The 16,153-nt window shown below is 70.9% G+C and carries 13 protein-coding genes and 2 pseudogenes; 9 read left to right on the forward strand and 6 right to left on the reverse strand.

Annotated elements, in window-relative coordinates; all coding sequences use genetic code 11:
* Positions 1-3 precede the first annotated feature (3 nt).
* Positions 4-945, reverse strand: coding sequence for a 5-dehydro-4-deoxyglucarate dehydratase (locus tag IE263_RS21260; RefSeq protein WP_189938932.1), 942 nt, complete (start codon positions 943-945; stop codon positions 4-6).
* Positions 946-1,195: 250 nt separating this feature from the next.
* On the opposite strand from IE263_RS21260, the gene IE263_RS21265 reads away from it, so the two are divergent.
* The 6 genes from IE263_RS21265 to IE263_RS21290 all read left to right on the forward strand — a co-directional run bounded on the left by IE263_RS21265 (position 1,196) and on the right by IE263_RS21290 (position 7,284).
* The gene (locus IE263_RS21265) at positions 1,196-2,005 is read left to right on the forward strand and encodes an NAD-dependent epimerase/dehydratase family protein (protein ID WP_189938934.1); all 810 of its coding nucleotides are present in this window, start codon (positions 1,196-1,198) and stop codon (positions 2,003-2,005) included.
* Positions 2,006-2,285: 280 nt separating this feature from the next.
* On the forward strand, positions 2,286-3,068 hold the full coding sequence (locus IE263_RS21270; RefSeq protein WP_189938936.1) for a DeoR/GlpR family DNA-binding transcription regulator: 783 nt from the start codon (positions 2,286-2,288) through the stop codon (positions 3,066-3,068).
* Positions 3,069-3,153: 85 nt separating this feature from the next.
* Positions 3,154-4,524: an ABC transporter substrate-binding protein gene (locus IE263_RS21275; RefSeq protein ID WP_189938937.1), complete on the forward strand. Its 1,371-nt coding sequence runs from the start codon at positions 3,154-3,156 to the stop codon at positions 4,522-4,524.
* Positions 4,521-5,459, forward strand: coding sequence for a carbohydrate ABC transporter permease (locus IE263_RS21280; protein ID WP_189938939.1), 939 nt, complete (start codon positions 4,521-4,523; stop codon positions 5,457-5,459). The genes IE263_RS21275 and IE263_RS21280 overlap by 4 nt, the downstream gene beginning before the upstream one ends.
* A complete protein-coding gene (locus tag IE263_RS21285; RefSeq protein ID WP_189938941.1) occupies positions 5,456-6,298 on the forward strand; it encodes a carbohydrate ABC transporter permease in 843 nt (280 codons plus the stop codon). The genes IE263_RS21280 and IE263_RS21285 overlap by 4 nt, the downstream gene beginning before the upstream one ends.
* Positions 6,295-7,284: a zinc-dependent alcohol dehydrogenase family protein gene (locus IE263_RS21290; RefSeq protein WP_189938943.1), complete on the forward strand. Its 990-nt coding sequence runs from the start codon at positions 6,295-6,297 to the stop codon at positions 7,282-7,284. Before IE263_RS21285 ends, IE263_RS21290 begins: the two co-directional genes overlap by 4 nt.
* A gap of 138 nt (positions 7,285-7,422) precedes the next feature.
* On the opposite strand, the gene IE263_RS21295 is transcribed toward IE263_RS21290, so the two are convergent.
* Positions 7,423-8,898: an FAD-binding protein gene (locus IE263_RS21295; RefSeq protein WP_189938945.1), complete on the reverse strand. Its 1,476-nt coding sequence runs from the start codon at positions 8,896-8,898 to the stop codon at positions 7,423-7,425.
* Between the two features lie 167 nt (positions 8,899-9,065).
* Here IE263_RS21295 and IE263_RS21300 point away from each other — a divergent pair, with 167 nt between their 5' ends.
* A complete protein-coding gene (locus IE263_RS21300; RefSeq protein WP_189938947.1) occupies positions 9,066-10,259 on the forward strand; it encodes a TerD family protein in 1,194 nt (397 codons plus the stop codon).
* Between the two features lie 80 nt (positions 10,260-10,339).
* On the opposite strand, the gene IE263_RS21305 is transcribed toward IE263_RS21300, so the two are convergent.
* From IE263_RS21305 to IE263_RS21320, 4 genes and pseudogenes are all read right to left on the reverse strand, one after another.
* Complete coding sequence (locus IE263_RS21305) at positions 10,340-10,915, reverse strand: TetR/AcrR family transcriptional regulator (RefSeq protein ID WP_189938949.1); 576 nt, start codon at positions 10,913-10,915, stop codon at positions 10,340-10,342.
* 155 nt (positions 10,916-11,070) lie between these two features.
* Complete coding sequence (locus IE263_RS21310) at positions 11,071-12,099, reverse strand: 1-aminocyclopropane-1-carboxylate deaminase (protein WP_189938951.1); 1,029 nt, start codon at positions 12,097-12,099, stop codon at positions 11,071-11,073.
* A 19-nt stretch (positions 12,100-12,118) separates the two neighbouring features.
* Entirely contained in the window at positions 12,119-12,769 is a 651-nt protein-coding gene (locus tag IE263_RS21315) for a GntR family transcriptional regulator (RefSeq protein WP_189938952.1), read from the reverse strand.
* A gap of 126 nt (positions 12,770-12,895) precedes the next feature.
* A pseudogene (locus IE263_RS21320) lies at positions 12,896-14,224 on the reverse strand (TROVE domain-containing protein); the annotation flags it as partial.
* 396 nt (positions 14,225-14,620) lie between these two features.
* Between IE263_RS21320 and IE263_RS21325 the strand changes: the two are divergent.
* On the forward strand, positions 14,621-15,640 hold the full coding sequence (locus IE263_RS21325; RefSeq protein ID WP_189938954.1) for an AF_0692 family protein: 1,020 nt from the start codon (positions 14,621-14,623) through the stop codon (positions 15,638-15,640).
* Between the two features lie 65 nt (positions 15,641-15,705).
* A pseudogene (locus IE263_RS50060) lies at positions 15,706-16,082 on the forward strand (transposase); the annotation flags it as partial.
* Between the last annotated feature and the right edge of the window lie 71 nt (positions 16,083-16,153).

A 16,153-nucleotide genomic window follows, 5' to 3' on the forward strand; every position in this document is an offset into this window, starting at 1 on the left:
CCTTCACTTGTCCTCGTCGAGCAGGGCGTACCCGCGCTCGATCACCTGAGCGAGCTGCTTGACATGATCCTCGCCCGGCTCGTGCAGCGGGGGTCGCACCTCCCCCACGTCGAGTCCGCGCAGTCGTACGCCGGCCTTGACGAGGGAGACGGCGTAGCCGCGGCCCTGGGCGCGCAGTTCGACGAACGGGCGGTAGAAGCCGTCCAGCAGGCGGTGCGCGGTGGACTCGTCGCCGGTGGTGAGCGCCCGGTGGAAGGCGAGGGCGATCTCGGGGGCGAAGCAGAAGACGGCCGACGAGTAGAGGGTGACGCCGATGCCGTGGTAGGCGAGCTGGGTCTGCTCGGCGGTCGGCAGGCCGTTGAAGTAGAGGAAGTCGCCGGGGACCTCGGTGCGGACGGCGCTGACGATCCGCTGCATCAGATCGAGGTCGCCGAGTCCGTCCTTGAGGCCGATGATCCCCTCGGTGCGGGCGAGTTCGACGACGGTCCCGGGGGTGAGGACGACGTTGTCGCGCTGGTAGACGATCACCGGGAGCGGGGTCGCGGCCGCCACCTCGCGGTAGTGGCGCAGCAGCCCCTCCTGCCCGGCGACGACGAGGTACGGCGGCATGGCGAGCAGCCCGTCCGCGCCGGCCCCGTGCGCGAGGCGCGCGTAGCGCACGGCCAGCGCGGTCCCGTAGCCGGCGCCCGCGACCACCGGTACGCGCCCGTCGGTCTCCTCCACGGCCGCCCGGACGCACCGCTCGAACTCCTCCGGGGTGAGCGCGTGGAACTCCCCCGTGCCGCAGCACGCGAAGACGGCGGCGGCCCCCGCCTCGACCCCGCGGCGGACGTGCGCCCGGTAGGTGTCGAGGTCGACGGAGCCGTCGGGGCCGAAGGCGGTGACGGGGAAGAACAGCGGTCCGCTGGGGACGCGCAGGCGTGCGGCGAGCGGGGCTGGCGTCACGGGCTCTCCCTAGGACGACGCGTGCGTTCTTCTGACTGACGTCCACATTTATGAACGCACTCACCCTATGAAGGCCCCCGAGGCGCGGTCAAGCGCGCAAACCACCTGACAGGAGCGGATTTCCGAGCTCCGCGCGACACTTGACGGAGACACGAGTGATCCTTAGCGTGTCCATGAATGTGAATAACGTCCACGCATACGGCCGCCGGGCCACTCATCCGTCGCCCCGCCGATCCAAGGAGACCCGAGGATGCCCGCTCCGCGCACCGTCCTGCTCACCGGCGCCGCCGGTGGCCTCGGCACCCTGATGCGGGACCTGCTCCCCGACTACGGCTACGAGCTGCGCCTGCTCGACCTGCGCCCGATCGAGGGCGAGCCGGACGCGATCACCGCGGACCTCGCCGACAAGGACGCCGTCCGGGAGGCCGTGCGGGGCGTCGACGCGATCATCCACCTCGCGGGCATCTCCCTGGAAGCCCCCTTCGAGAAGATCCTCAAGGCGAACATCGAGGGGACGTACAACGTGTACGAGGCCGCCCGTGAGGAGGGCGTCGGCCGTGTCGTCTTCGCCTCCTCCAACCACGCGGTCGGCTTCACCCCGCGCCCCCGGGGCGACGACCCCCTGATCCCCGTCGACACCCCGCGCCGCCCGGACACCTTCTACGGCCTGTCCAAGTCCTTCGGCGAGGACCTCGCCCAGTTCTACTGGGACAAGTACGGCCTGGAGACGGTGTCCGTGCGGATCGGCTCCTGCTTCCCGGAGCCGACCAGCGTCCGCATGCTCTCGGTGTGGATGAGCCCCGCCGACGGCGCCCGCCTCTTCCACGCGGCCCTGACCGCCGAGAACGTCGGCCACACGGTCGTCCACGGCTCCTCCGCGAACACCCGGCTGTGGTGGGACCTGAGCACCGCCCGCGCCCTCGGCTACGAGCCCCAGGACGACTCCGAGCCGTACGCCGAGAAGCTGATCGCCGAGCAGGGCGAGCTCGACCCGGAGAACATCGCGCACGCCTACCTGGGCGGCCACTTCGTGAGCGACCCGCCGATCTGGCCGTACTGACGGGCCGCCCGCACGGCGGAAAACCACCGTTCGCGCGGCGGGCGGGCACCGAACGGGCCCGCCCGCCGCCGCATTCGGGCATCCGCGCTGCCCGTTCTCACGCCCTCCCCCACGGCTTTGCAGGTCCGAGGCGGGCACCCCTCGCCGTAAACGGGCAGACACGGGCAGCATCGGACCCGCAACAGACCTGGTCAGTGCCGCACCCCCGCTGTAGAACTTCCCCCATGGGCCCCATCGGGCCCGAACGGGCACTCGGCACGAGGGGAAGCGAGGTGACGGCATGACCCCGAACACAGCTCCGCGGACAGCGGAGGAACGCCAGCGGGAGATCGTGCGGGCCGCGCGCGCCACCGGCTCGGTCGACGTGGCCGCGCTCGCCGCCGACCTGGGCGTGGCCAAGGAGACCGTCCGGCGGGATCTGCGCGCCCTGGAGGACCACGGCCTGGTGCGCCGCACGCACGGCGGCGCCTATCCCGTGGAGAGCGCCGGTTTCGAGACGACGCTCGCCTTCCGCGCCACCAGCCATGTGCCCGAGAAGCGCCGGATCGCCGCCGCGGCGGCCGGACTCCTCGGGGACGCCGAGACCGTCTTCGTCGACGAGGGCTTCACCCCGCAACTCATCGCCGAGGCACTGCCCAGGGACCGGCCGCTGACCGTGGTCACCGCGTCTCTGCCGGTCGCGGGCACGCTCGCGGAGGCCGGCAACGTCTCGGTCCTGCTGCTGGGCGGCCGGGTCCGCGCCGGGACCCTGGCGACCGTCGACCACTGGACGACGAAGATGCTGGCGGGCTTCGTCGTCGACCTCGCCTACATCGGCGCCAACGGCATCAGCCGCGAGCACGGCCTGACCACCCCCGACCCGGCCGTCGGCGAGGTCAAGGCGCAGGCCGTGCGGGCCGCGCGACGCACGGTGTTCGCGGGCGTGCACACCAAGTTCGGAGCGGTCAGCTTCTGCCGGTTCGCCGAGGTCGACGCACTGGAGGCGATCGTGACGAGCACCCTGCTGCCCGCGTCCGAGGCCCACCGGTACTCGCTGCTGGGGCCACAGGTCATCAGGGTTTGAAAATCCAACCCACTGTTCACGGGCACCCCTTGCCCTGCGCCGCCCCTTATCTACACTTATCTCCGTTTATCTCCAGGAGCGATCCATGCGTATCCCGAGCCGACGGAGGCCGCGAGCGACGCTCGCCACGGCCGCCGCTGGGACGCTGCTCGCCCCGCTGCTCTCCGGCTGCTGGGTCGGGGCGGGCGGGTCCGGTTCCGGCGGCGACTCCATCAACGTCCTCATGGTCAACAACCCCCAGATGACCGAGCTGCAGAAGCTCACCGCCGCCCACTTCACCGAAGAGACCGGCATCAAGGTCAACTTCACCGTCCTGCCCGAGAACGACGTCCGCGACAAGATCAGCCAGGACTTCGCCAACCAGGCCGGCCAGTACGACGTGGCGACCCTCTCCAACTACGAGATACCGATCTACGCCCGCAACGGCTGGCTGCACGAGATGAACTCCTACGTCGCGAAGGACCCGTCGTACGACGAGCAGGACGTCCTCAAGCCGATGCGGGAGTCCCTCACCGCCGACGACGGCAAGCTCTACGGCCAGCCCTTCTACGGCGAGTCGTCCTTCCTGATGTACCGCAAGGACGTCTTCGCGAAGGAAGGCCTGACGATGCCGGCGCACCCCACCTGGACCCAGGTGGCCGGCCTCGCCGCCCAGGTCGACGGCGCCGAGCCCGGGATGAAGGGCATCTGCCTGCGCGGCCTGCCCGGCTGGGGCGAGGTCATGGCGCCCCTCACCACCGTCGTGAACACCTTCGGCGGCACCTGGTTCGACAAGGACTGGAAGGCACGGCTGGACTCCCCCGAGTTCGAGAAGGCGACGAAGTTCTATGTCGACCTCGTCCGCGAGCACGGCGAGTCCGGCGCCGCCCAGTCCGGCTTCGCCGAGTGCCTGAACAACATGACCCAGGGCAAGGTCGCCATGTGGTACGACGCCACCTCCGCCGCCGGCTCCCTGGAGGCGGCGAAGTCCCCGGTCAAGGGCAAGGTGGGCTACGCCCCCGCCCCCGTCGAGAAGACCGACTCCTCCGGCTGGCTCTACACCTGGGCCTGGGGCGTCCAGAAGGCCTCCCGCAACACCGACAAGGCCTGGAAGTTCGTCTCCTGGGCGTCGAGCAAGCAGTACGAGGAGCTGGTCGGCAAGGAGATCGGCTGGGCCAACGTCCCCGCCGGCAAGCGCGCGTCGACGTACACGAACGCGGCCTACCGCGCGGAGGCCGCCGCCTTCCAGGAGATGACGAAGGCGGCCATCGAGGGCGCCCGACCCAACGACCCCGGTGTGCAGCCGCGGCCCGCCCCCGGCATCCAGTTCGTCGGCATCCCCGAGTTCACCGACCTCGGCACCAAGGTCTCCCAGGAGATCAGCGCGGCCATCGCCGGACGCCAGTCCGTCGAGTCGGCCCTGAAGAAGTCCCAGCGGCTCGCCGAGCGGATCTCCGAGGAGTACGAGGGACGATGACCGCCACGACGACGGCTCCCATGGCCACCACCCCCGCACGCACCACGCGGCAGCCCTCCGCCCGGCTGCGCGCCTGGGCCACCCGCGCCCCGCTCCTGCCCGCCCTGATCTTCATGATCGCCGTGACCCAGCTCCCGTTCGTGGCCACGCTGGTGATCTCCTTCTTCGACTGGAACGCCCTCTACCCCGACGCCCGCCGCTTCACCGGCCTCGACAACTACCGCCAAGTGCTGACCGACGCGGACCTGCGCCAGTCGGTGTGGACGACCGTGCTGCTGACGGTGGCGGTGGTGCTGGCCAGCCTGGTCCTGGGCCTGGCCCTCGCCCTGCTCCTCGACCGGAGATTCCGCGGCCGGGGCGTCGTCCGCACACTTCTGATCGCCCCGTTCCTGGTGGTCCCGGTGGCCGCGGCCCTGCTGTGGAAGCACGTGCTCTACAACCCCGAATACGGCCTGCTCAACGGCCTGCTGCACTACGTCGGCGGGCCACAGCCGGACTGGATCTCCGACACCCCGCTGCTCGCGGTCGAGGCCGCACTGGTCTGGCAGTGGACGCCGTTCATGATGCTGATCCTGCTGGCCGGGCTGCAGAGCCGGGACCAGCAGCAGATCGAGGCCGCGCGGGTGGACGGCGCGAGCGACTGGCAGATCTTCCGCCACCTGACGCTCCCGCACCTGCGCCGCTATCTCGAACTCGGCGCGTTGCTGGGCTCGATCTACATCGTCCAGAACTTCGACGCGGTCTTCACGATCACCTCCGGCGGTCTGGGCACGGCGAACCTGCCCTACACCGTCTACCAGAGCTTCTACCAGGCCCACGAGAACGGTCTCGCCTCCGCCGCGGGCGTCCTGGTGGTCATCGGCTCGCTCGTCATCGCGGCCTTCGCCCTGCGGGTCGTCTCGTCCCTCTTCCGCGAGGAGGTGTCGCGCGCATGAGCGCACCGACCGTACTCGTCCGCCGCAAGGGCGCCGGCCTCGGTCTGCTGGCCTGGCTGGCCGGGATCGTCTTCTTCCTCCCCATCGCCTGGATGGCGCTGACCTCCTTCCACTCGGAGCAGGACGCGGCGACCAACCCGCCGTCCTTCACGGCGTCGTTGACCTTGGACGGCTACCGCGAGTTCTTCGGCACCGGCGGCGGGGCGAGCCCCTGGCCGGCACTGATCAACTCGACGGTGGCCTCGGTGGCGTCGACGCTGCTGGTCCTGCTGCTGGCCCTCCCGGCGGCGTACGCGCTCTCGATCCGCCCGGTGAAGAAGTGGACGGACGTCCTGTTCTTCTTCCTCTCGACGAAGATGCTGCCGGCCGTGGCGGGACTGCTGCCGATCTACCTCTTCGCGAAGAACGCCGGCCTGCTCGACAACATCTGGCTGCTGGTCGTCCTCTACACCTCCATGAACCTGCCGATCGCGGTGTGGATGATGCAGTCCTTCCTCGCCGAGGTCCCGGTGGCGGTGATCGAGGCGGCACGGGTGGACGGAGCGCGTCTGCCGACGATCCTCGCGCGCGTGGTGGCCCCGATCGCCCTGCCGGGCATCGCGGCGACCGCCCTGATCTGCTTCATCTTCAGCTGGAACGAGCTGCTGTTCGCCCGGGTACTCACCGGCGTGGTGGCCGAGACGGCGCCCGTCTTCCTGACCGGCTTCATCACCAGCCAGGGCCTGTTCCTGGCGAAGGTGTGCGCCGCGTCGCTCGTCATCTCCCTGCCGGTGCTCGCCGCGGGATTCGCCGCCCAGGACAAACTCGTCCAGGGCCTGTCGTTGGGAGCCGTGAAATGAAGGCCGCCGTCATCGAGTCCGTGGGCAGGGCCGTGGTCACCGAGGTCCCGGACCCGACGCCGGGGCCGCGCGAGGTCGTGGTCGAGGTCGCGGCGTGCGGCCTGTGCGGAACGGATCTGCACATCCTGCAGGGCGAGTTCGCCCCGAAGCTGCCGATCGTGCCGGGGCACGAGTTCGCGGGCGAGGTCGTCGGGGTCGGCACCCAGGTCACGGAGGTCTCGGTGGGCGACCGGGTGGCCGTGGACCCCTCCCTGTACTGCCACGAGTGCCGGTACTGCCGTACGGGTCACAACAACCTCTGCGAGCGGTGGGCCGCGATCGGCGTGACGACGGCCGGTGGTGCCGCGCAGTACGCGGTGGCCCCGGTCGCGAACTGCGTGAAGCTGCCCGAACACGTGCGGACGCAGGACGCGGCGCTGGTGGAACCCCTGTCCTGCGCGGTCCGCGGCTACGACGTCCTCCGGTCCCGCCTGGGCGCCCACGTCCTGATCTACGGCTCGGGAACGATGGGTCTGATGATGCTGGAGCTGGCCAAGCGGACGGGCGCGGCGAGCGTGGACGTGGTGGACGTGAACCCGGCCCGCCTGGAGACGGCACGCAGGCTCGGCGTCTCGGCCTCGGCGGCCGACCCCGACGAGCTGGACCGCCCGCAGGGCTGGGACCTGGTGGTGGACGCGACCGGCAACGCGGCCGCGATCCAGGACGGCCTGGGCCGGGTGGCGAAGGCGGGGACGTTCCTGCAGTTCGGGGTGGCGGACTATGCGACGCGGGTGACGATCGACCCGTACCGGATCTACAACCAGGAGATCACGATCACGGGCTCCATGGCGGTGCTGCACAGCTTCGAGCGGGCGGCGGAGCTCTTCGCGAACGGGGTGCTGGATCCCGAGATCTTCATCAGCGACCGTGTGCCGCTGGAGCAGTACCCCCGGGCCCTGGAGCAGTTCGCGTCCGGGATCGGCCGGAAGATCGTGGTGGTCCCGTAGGCGACATGCCGCACCCCCGTGGCGCGGGGGCCGTTCGCCGGGCCGTGCCCGAGCGTGGTCTCCCGTTTCCGGAACGGGAGACCTTTCGAAGCCCTGATCACTCCGGCCGGGTGGCCCGACGCCCGTGCCTCATCCGCCTCAGAAGACGCCCTGGCCCGGGACCAGGATCCCCTGGGGGTCGTACGTGCGCTTCGCCGACTCGAGCGCCGGCCAGGCCGGGCCGAAGTGGGTTCGCCAGTCCGCGGGCGTGAAGGGGATGCTGCCGACGGGGTAGTGGGTGCCGCCGGCCTCGGCGGTGGCCTCGTAGGCGGCGCGGTTGGACGCCAGGAGGCGGTCGACGGCGGCGGTGTCGTCCGGCGGGGCGGCGCTCAGGACGTCGAAGAGGTACGACACGGCCTCGTCGGAGGTGCGCAGCAGCGGGGTGGTGAGGCGGTCACGCCGCAGGGGGTAGAAGAGGATGACACCCATGGGGCCGAGGTCGGCCGGGGTGAGGGCGTTCAGGACCCGGGCGCTGACGGTCGCGGCGGACGTGCCGGGGAGCATCAGGTTGAGCCAGGGGTGGGCGTACGTCCAGACACCGGTCTCCTTCGCGGCGGCGACCCAGGGGGCCAGCCGGTTCAGGAAGTCGTAGTAGGGCCGGTCCTCGTACTGGACGGTGGCGGGGTCGTGGCGCAGGCCGCTCAGCAGGGCCGTGTCGTCGGGTGCGGGGCCGACCGGCGGGCCGTAGGCCACCGCGTCCAGGGCGTAGACGCGGAAGGCTCCGTCGGCGTCCGCGTGGACCTGGCCCTCGACGCAGTCGAAGCGGCCCTCCTGGGCGAGGATCCGCTGGTCGTCGAGGAAGGTCGCCAGGTCGTCGTAGGTCAGGTGGTAGTGGCGTACGGTCGCGGGCGCGCGCACCAGGCGCAGGGTGGCTTCGACGATGATGCCGCACTGGCCGAGGCCGGCCAGGACGGCGTGGAAGAGGTCGGGGCGCCGGGAGGGGGAGCAGCGGACCAGTTGGCCCGCTCCGGTGACGACCCGCAGTTCGGTGACGTTGTCGACCTGGGCGCCGTGCCGGTGGGCCTGGCCGCCCAGACCGCCCACGGACAGGGTGCCGCCGACGGAGAGCTCGAGGTAGTCGGTGAAGACGGGCGGGGTGAGGCCGTGGGCGGTCGTGGCCTTGGCCACGTCGCTCCACTTGGCGCCCGCGCCGACGGTGACGGTGGTGCTGTCCGGCCCCAGGGGACCGATCTCCGCGAGGGTCGCGGTCTCGATGACCAGGCCGCCCTGCACCTGCGCCTGACCGAACGGGGAGTGTCCCTGGCCGCGCGGCGCGACCGGCAGACAGTGCTCGTTGCAGAACCGGACCATGGCGACGACGTCACGGACCGAGCCCGGACGCAGGACGGCCAGGGGACGGTGGTGCACTATATGTCCGTAGTCGTCCGCCGCGGCGGCGAGCGACGACGCGTCCGTGACGAGCGTTCCGTCCAGCTGAGGAATCCCGGCCAGTGTCGTGCCGGACTCCGACGTGGTCGCGGCCCAGCTCCGGGTGGCGGGATCGAAGCCGATCACCGCTGCTCCGGAGACCGCGAGTCCGCGGAGAACGGTGCGTCTGGACGGGATGCGGGACATTCGCAAAACCACCTCTCAACCCATACAAAATCTTCAAACGCAGGGCAGCCTAGGCGAGTTCACTCCGCCGCGTACCTCGTTTCCCGGTGCTCCGGTCCACCGCCGCAGCAGCAGCGCGGGTAAGGGAACGGCAAAACGGCCTCGCTCGTTCACCTGGCATGACAGCTATGACCCCCGGCTCGAACATCCCTCTCTCCGCCGCGCGCGTGACGGTGGACGTCGCCGCCCCGGTGCGGCTCGACGTATCGGGCCTGCTGCTCACCGCCGACGGCAAGGTGCGCTCCGACGACGACTTCATCTTCTACAACCAGCCCACCGGCCCCGGCGTGACGTACCGCTCCGGCGGCGGCACCGCCCCGGACGCGATCACCGTCGACACCGCCGCCGTCCCCCCGGGCATCGAGAAGATCGTCGTCACCGCGAGCCCGGACGCCGCCGGCCAGACCTTCCAGGGCATCGAACCGACGGCCACGATCCGCAACGGGGACGACAACAGCGTCCTGGCCACGTTCACGCCCCCGCAGCTCGGCACCGAGACCGCGCTGGTGATCGTGGAGATCTACCTGCGCAACGGCGCGTGGAAGGCGCGGGCCGTGGGCCAGGGGTACGCCAACGGCCTGGCCGGCATCGCGACCGACTTCGGCGTGACGGTGGAGGAGCCCGCGCCGGCCCCGGCCCAGCCGGTCACCCCGCCCACGCCCACCATGCAGCCCCCGGTGACCCCACCGGCCCCGCCCATGCCGCAGGCGCCGCCGGCGGCCCCGGCCCCCGCTCCGGGCGCCGGGAAGATCAACCTCGACAAGGGTCGCGTCAGTCTGCAGAAGAACCAGACCGTCTCCCTGGTGAAGGGCGGCCGCCCGCTGCTCTCGCAGGTCAAGATGGGCCTCGGCTGGGAGCCGGCGTACCGCGGCAAGGACATCGACCTGGACGCCTCGGTCATCGCCTACGGACCGCAGCGCAACCACATCGACAGCTGCTACTTCGGCAAGCTGACCATCGTGAACGGCGCGATCAAGCACTCCGGCGACAACCTCACGGGTGAGGGCGGGGGCGACGACGAGGTGATCACCGTGGATCTCGGCCGTCTCCCGCAGGAGGTCACGGGCCTGGTCTTCACCGTCAACTCCTTCTCCGGCCAGAAGTTCACCGAGGTCGCCAAGGCCTACTGCCGCCTCCTGGACGCCTCGACCGGCGAGGAGCTCGTCCGCTTCGACCTGACCAGCGCCGAACCGCAGACGGGCGTGATGATGGCCAAGCTGATCCGCCAGTTCTCCGGCGAGTGGGAGATGACGGCCATGGGCGAGTTCGTGAAGGCGCGGACCGTGCGCAACATGGTGAAGCCGGCGGCCCAGTCACTCTGACTCCGCAGCCGCGGGCGCCCTCGGCCACAGGGCGCCCGCCGCCGCCCTCGGCTCCTCGCCGGCCGCGGTTCCCGCCGCCCTCAGCTCCTCACCGGCCGCAGCCCCTCCGTCAGCAAGGACACATACCGGCGGGTGCCGCTGCCGTCCGCGTTCGCCAGTTCCGCCGCCGTCGCCACACCGTGCACCAGGCGCAGCACGTCGATCGGCTCGACGTCCGCCCGCAGGGTCCCCTCCCGCTGCGCCGCGCCAACCAGCCGGGTCGCCGCGGCCCGGACGTGCGTGCCGCACGCGGTGACCGCGGCGACGCCGTCGTCCGTGACGGCCGACCCGAGCAGGGCCTTCATCCCGCGGACCTGGATGATGCCGACGCACAGCTCGTTCAGCCACGCCACCAGCGCCTCACCGGGCGGCAGCTCCCTGCCGAGTTCGTCGGCCCGCCCGGACAGCGCCTTGATCCGGTCGACGTACGCCGCCTCCAGCAGCGCCTGACGCGTCGGGAAGTGCCGGTACAGCGTGCCGGAGCCGACGCCCGCCCGCTTGGCGATGTCGTCGAGGGACGCACCCTCCCCATGCTCGGCGAAGGCCTCCGCCGCCGCCTTCAGCAACCGCTCGTAGTTGCGGCGAGCGTCCGCGCGCATGGGCTTGACCTGCGTCATCCAGTTACTCCTCGTGAACCGGGGCCCTCTCCGTATCCTGTCGAGGGCCAGGCGGAGACCCCCGTTCATCTCTCGGGACACCTCGTACTGCCCGCATGGTCCACCACTTCTCCCGGTGACACCAGACAGGCGGTCCGCCGGCCCACCCTCACGGGTCAGAACAGCGCGCTGTACGCGTTCAGCGCCGGCTGCCCGCCCAGATGGGCGTAGAGCACGGTGGAGTCGCGGCCGATCTCGCCGCGTGCGACCAGGTCGATCAGCCCGGCCATCGACTTCCCCTCGTAGACGGGGTCGGTGACCATGCCCTCGGTGCGCGCGGCGAGCCGCATCGCCTCCAGCGTGGTCTCGTCGGGGAGGCCGTAGACGCCGGCGTGGTACCGCTCGTCGAGCTCGACGTCTTCCTCGGTCAACTCCCGCTGGACGCCGATGAGTCGGCCGGTGCGGTGGGCGATGCGGGCGATCTGCGCCCGGGTCTCGGCGGGCTTGGCCGAGGCGTCGACGCCGATCACGCGCCGGGGCCGTCCGCCGGCCTCCTCCAGCGCCGCGAACCCCGCGACCATGCCGGCCTGCGTCGACCCGGTCACCGAGCAGACGATCACGGTGTCGAAGAAGACGCCCGACTCCCGCTCCTGTTCGGCGACCTCGTACGCCCACCCGGCGAAGCCGAGGCCGCCGAGCGGATGGTCGGAGGCCCCGGCCGGGATGGCGTACGGCTTGCCGCCGGCCTCCTCGACCTCGCGCAGCGCCTGCTCCCAGCTCTCCTTGAAGCCGATCCCGAACCCGGCCCGCACCAGCCGGACATCGGCCCCGGCGAGCCGGCTGATCAGGATGTTGCCGACCTTGTCGTACACGGAGTCGGGCCACTCCACCCAACTCTCCTGCACCAGCACGCACTTGAGCCCGGCCCGGGCGGCCACGGCGGCCACCTGCCGGGTGTGGTTGGACTGCACCCCGCCGATCGACACCAGCGTGTCGCAGCCCTGCGCGAGGGCGTCGGCGACCAGGTACTCCAGCTTGCGGGTCTTGTTCCCGCCGTACGCGATCCCGGAGTTGCAGTCCTCCCGCTTGGCCCAGAGGGCGGCACCGCCGAGGTGGGCGGTGAGGCGTTCCAGGGGGTGCACGGGCGAGGGGCCGAAGAGGAGGGGGTGACGCGCGTACGAAGGGAAGGGTGCGGCGAGGGACATGGGGCCTCCTGGAGCGGGGTCAGTCGTCGGAGTCGGCCAGGTCGGCGAGGGTGCGCCAGATCTCCGCGGTGACGCGGACCGCCTCGTCCACGTCGCCGGCCGCGCAGGCCTCGATCAGCCGGTCGTGCAGCCCGGCCGAACGGCAGGTGCCGCCCTCGCCGAAGCGCCGTCGCTCCAGCCGCCGGATGAGGGGGGTGTAGCGGGCGATGGTGGCAGCGGCCGCGCGGTTTCCGCTCACCCGGACCAGGACGTCGTGCAGACCGTCATCGGCGTCCAGGGCGCTGTCCACGTCACCGGCGCCCACCGCGGCGGCGAACCGCTCGTTGGCCGTGCGCATCGCCTCGACGTCCGCCGCGAACAGCCGGGGCACCGCGGCCCGGGTGACCAGTTCGTGCATGGCCCCCACCACGGCCGCCGCGTCCCGCACGTCAGCGGCGACGACCGGGGTGACCCGCGTGTAGCTCTGCGGCTTGCTCTCCAGCAGCCCCTCGTCGACGAGCCGCGAGAACGCCTCCCGCACCGGCGCCCGGGACAGCCCGAGCCGCTCCGCGAGATCGGCGTCCCGCACCAGGGCCCCGGGCTCGATCTCCCCGGTCACGATGGCGTCCCGGATGGCTGCGTACGCGCGCTCCCGGAGGAGGGTGCGGGGCACGGGTCGTAGAGGCTCCACGAACTGAAATGTTAGATATCAATCCGCCGTACGAACAAGGGCCGGCACCGAAGTCACGAACAAGGGCCCGCACCACGTACCGAAGTACGGTGTGCGGGCCCCCTTCGGCTCAGCGCCGCGGGCGCCTCAGTGCTCCCAGGGCCAGTCGGCGTCGCGCGCCTCGAGGAGGGGCACCATCCGGAAAGCCGCGTCCGACAGACCGCCGAACGTGTGCCTGTTCCCCTCCCCCGACGGACCGTGGCCCACCCGGTAGCCGGCCAGGTTCCAGGTGTAGACCGGAACGTCCGCCGGGACCTGCTCGGCCGGCGAGCCGTGGTGGCTGAACGCGTACTGCTCGTCGGTGACGATCAGCACCCGGTCGTGCTTCCGGTAGTGCTTGCGCACCGCCCCGGTCGTGTCGGTGCCGCCCAGGTCGCCGAAGCGCTCCAGGACCTTCAGCACCGACTCGCCCTTGCGGAAGTCGACGCGGTTGCTGGTGGTGCCGAACTCGACGAGGTCCGCGTCCGCCGCCCGCAGCGCGAGCGCCGTACCGAAGATCGCCGCCGCGTCGGCGCGATTGAGGTCGGAGCGGTCCGACAGCCGCGAGTAGAACATCGAGCCGGAGCGGTCGACGAGCACCAGCGTGCGGCCGGGCAGCGCGGGCACGTTGACCAGCGAGTGGCCGAGCGCCTGCTCCAGCGGGTAGGCCCAGCGCAGCGAGGGCGCGTGCTGGTACGCGGCGAGGTACCGGAAGGGGAACTGCCGCGAGCGCGCGACCTCCGCCGGGTCACTGATCCGGGCCGCGACCTGCGCGGCGACCTCGTCGGAGACACCGGCCTCGTCGAAGTTGCGGAGGTTGCGCACCAACGCCATCGGGCCCATGGAGGGAATGACCGCCTCCCAGGCCGCCTTGTCCATCGGCCCCTGCAGCCAGCCCGCGAGCGCCTCCCAGGTCATCCCGGCCGCCGCGAGCCGCTCGGCCCCGCCCTCGGACGTGACGACCGCGCGCCGCTCCTCGACCGGCAGCGTCATCAGCTCGCGGTGCGCGGTCAGGACCCGGTCGGAGGCGGGCGGCACGGCGGTGTCCGGGTGGTGCCGGCGGTCGAGGGCGTACTGGAACAGCTCGCCCTGCCACGGCTTGCCCGGGTCCGGCGCCGCGTGCACCAGATTGAGGATGTCGCCGAAGCGGTAGCCGCGGGACGCGGTGTCGTACTTCAGCAGCGACTTGCCGCTGTAGAGACGCCGTACGGCGTCGGCGATGCCGCGCTTGAGGGGCTTGGGGACGTTACGGCCGTGGGTGGCCGTCCAGTAGGCGAGCAGCTCGCCGGGCTCGTCCGGGCGCTGGAGCACGGAGTCGACGACCTGCCGGTTGGACGGTCCGTCGGTCGCGTCGGCCCGGAGGCGCGCGTGCACGTACTCGGCGGCGCCGACGACGGCCGCCGTCCGCAGGTTGCCCTCGCCACGCAGCCGGGCCAGCCTGCGCCTGGTCTGCTCGAACCGCCCTCGAAGCGGACTCCGGCGCGGACAAGGGCGACCGTCCCGGCCCGGGTCCGGCCAGCCTTCGGGTTCCAAGAACCGCCACCCGGCCACCGTCATGACGTGGGACGAGTCCTCGCCCCCGGCACTAAGACTTTGGTCGCCGTGGAGTAGACCATCGGCGGATACGCGGCGCCGTGGGCAGCGACAGACTTGCAGATATGAACCTCCGTCAACGTCCGACTTCCCCCCATGGCCAATGCCACCGTGGTCGCTGACTCCCCGCTGGCCATCATGCTGGTGTGCGCCGCGGGACGGTTATCGGCGGAAACGACATCGCGGAACTCCATCGCGATGGCGGCCAACAGGTGAAACAGAGGACCCAGAAGCGTGGGAATGAAGACGCCGCCCGATCCACCAATCGCCAGGGGTCGCGCCGAGCTCAGTCCGGATGGCCGGCGGCACCGGGTGGCCCCGGTGGTGACGCTGTTTCTCATGGCTCCCTTGCTGGGCGAGGTGGTGGGCGCGGCGTTGCGCCTGAGCTATTTCGTGGAGCCCTTGCGGGTGGTCTCGATCCTGTGCTTCTACGGTGCCGGTGTCGTCCTGGTACGCGAGATCGCGCAACGCCTGCGGCTCAACGGGTGGGGGATAGTCCTGCTCGGTGTCGCCTACGCGCTGATCGAGGAGGGCCTCGCCCTGCAGACGATCTTCAATCCGCAGGGGATGGACGGCGAGACGATGTACGGCCGCGCCGCCGGGGTGAACTGGTTCTGGGCCGTGCTCGTGTGCGGGTACCACGTTGTCTGGAGTGTGCTTATTCCCATCGGCGTGGTGCATATCCTGTTCCCCCGGGAAAGCGGGTCCCCGTGGTTGTCGCGACGGAAGCTGCCGGCCTTCGGTGGGGTGTTCGCCCTCGGTACGGCGCTCTTCGCGCTGATTTCCCTGCTGCGGTCGGATTTCCGCCTTTCCGTCGTCGAGATCGGCGCGGTGCTCGCGATCGTGGGAATGCTGACCTTGGCCGCGTCGCGCTGCCGAGCCCGAGAAACACCGCGGGTACCGCAGCGGCTGCCCGGGCCGATGCGCGCCGGGTGGACCGGGCTGGGCTTCGGACTGGTCTGGTTCGTCTTCCACCTGCTGGCGTTCATCGGCGGCGGCATATCGTTCGTGTGGTGGGTGCTCGCAGCCGTGCTGGTCGCCATCGCCGCCGCGGCGATCGTGGCACGCTGGATGCGCCACGCCTGGACGGCGCGGCACCAGTTGGCGGCATCCTTCGGCGCGGTCCTTGCCGCTGGACTGTTCGGACTGCTGCTGGTCTCCCTGGGGGATCACCTGGTGGACGTGGTCTTCGAGGTGATCGTGATCGGCGGGATCGTCGCCGGCTACGTCTGGACCCGTCGGCGAGCCAGCCCGACCTGACCCGTCGGCCATTGTCTGCGCACCCACAACACTGGCGTTTTGACAGGCAACCCTGAGACCGATGGTTGAGCACGGTCAACCGATGTGACCCAGCCGCGTTGCTTCAGAGGGAGGTTCTTTGTTTCCGCGGCATCCCGCCGATCCGCTCCCGCCGCAGAGCCCATCGGCGTCTCCCGCCAACCTGCACGCGGACCAGGGCTACCACTACGACCACCTGCGGCGATGGTTAAGCCAGCATGGGATCACCGACCGGATCGCCTGCAAGGGCATCGAGTCGTCCACGCGCCTGGGCCGGCACCGCTGGACCATCGAACGCACGATGGCCTGGCTCGCCGGCGGCCGCCGACTCCACCGCCGCTACGAGCGCAAAGCCGAACACTTCCTGGCCTTCACCAGCATCGCTGCCCGCAGTCTCCTCTGCTATCGCAGACTCACCAAATGAGATGCCTCTTAGTACTCCAGTCAGAAATCGTGTCCTGAGCTGGTTGTTCTCGTTGTCCGGTCGTGGAGGGG

The organism is Streptomyces aurantiogriseus (genome assembly GCF_014649375.1).
Classification (GTDB): domain Bacteria; phylum Actinomycetota; class Actinomycetes; order Streptomycetales; family Streptomycetaceae; genus Streptomyces; species Streptomyces aurantiogriseus.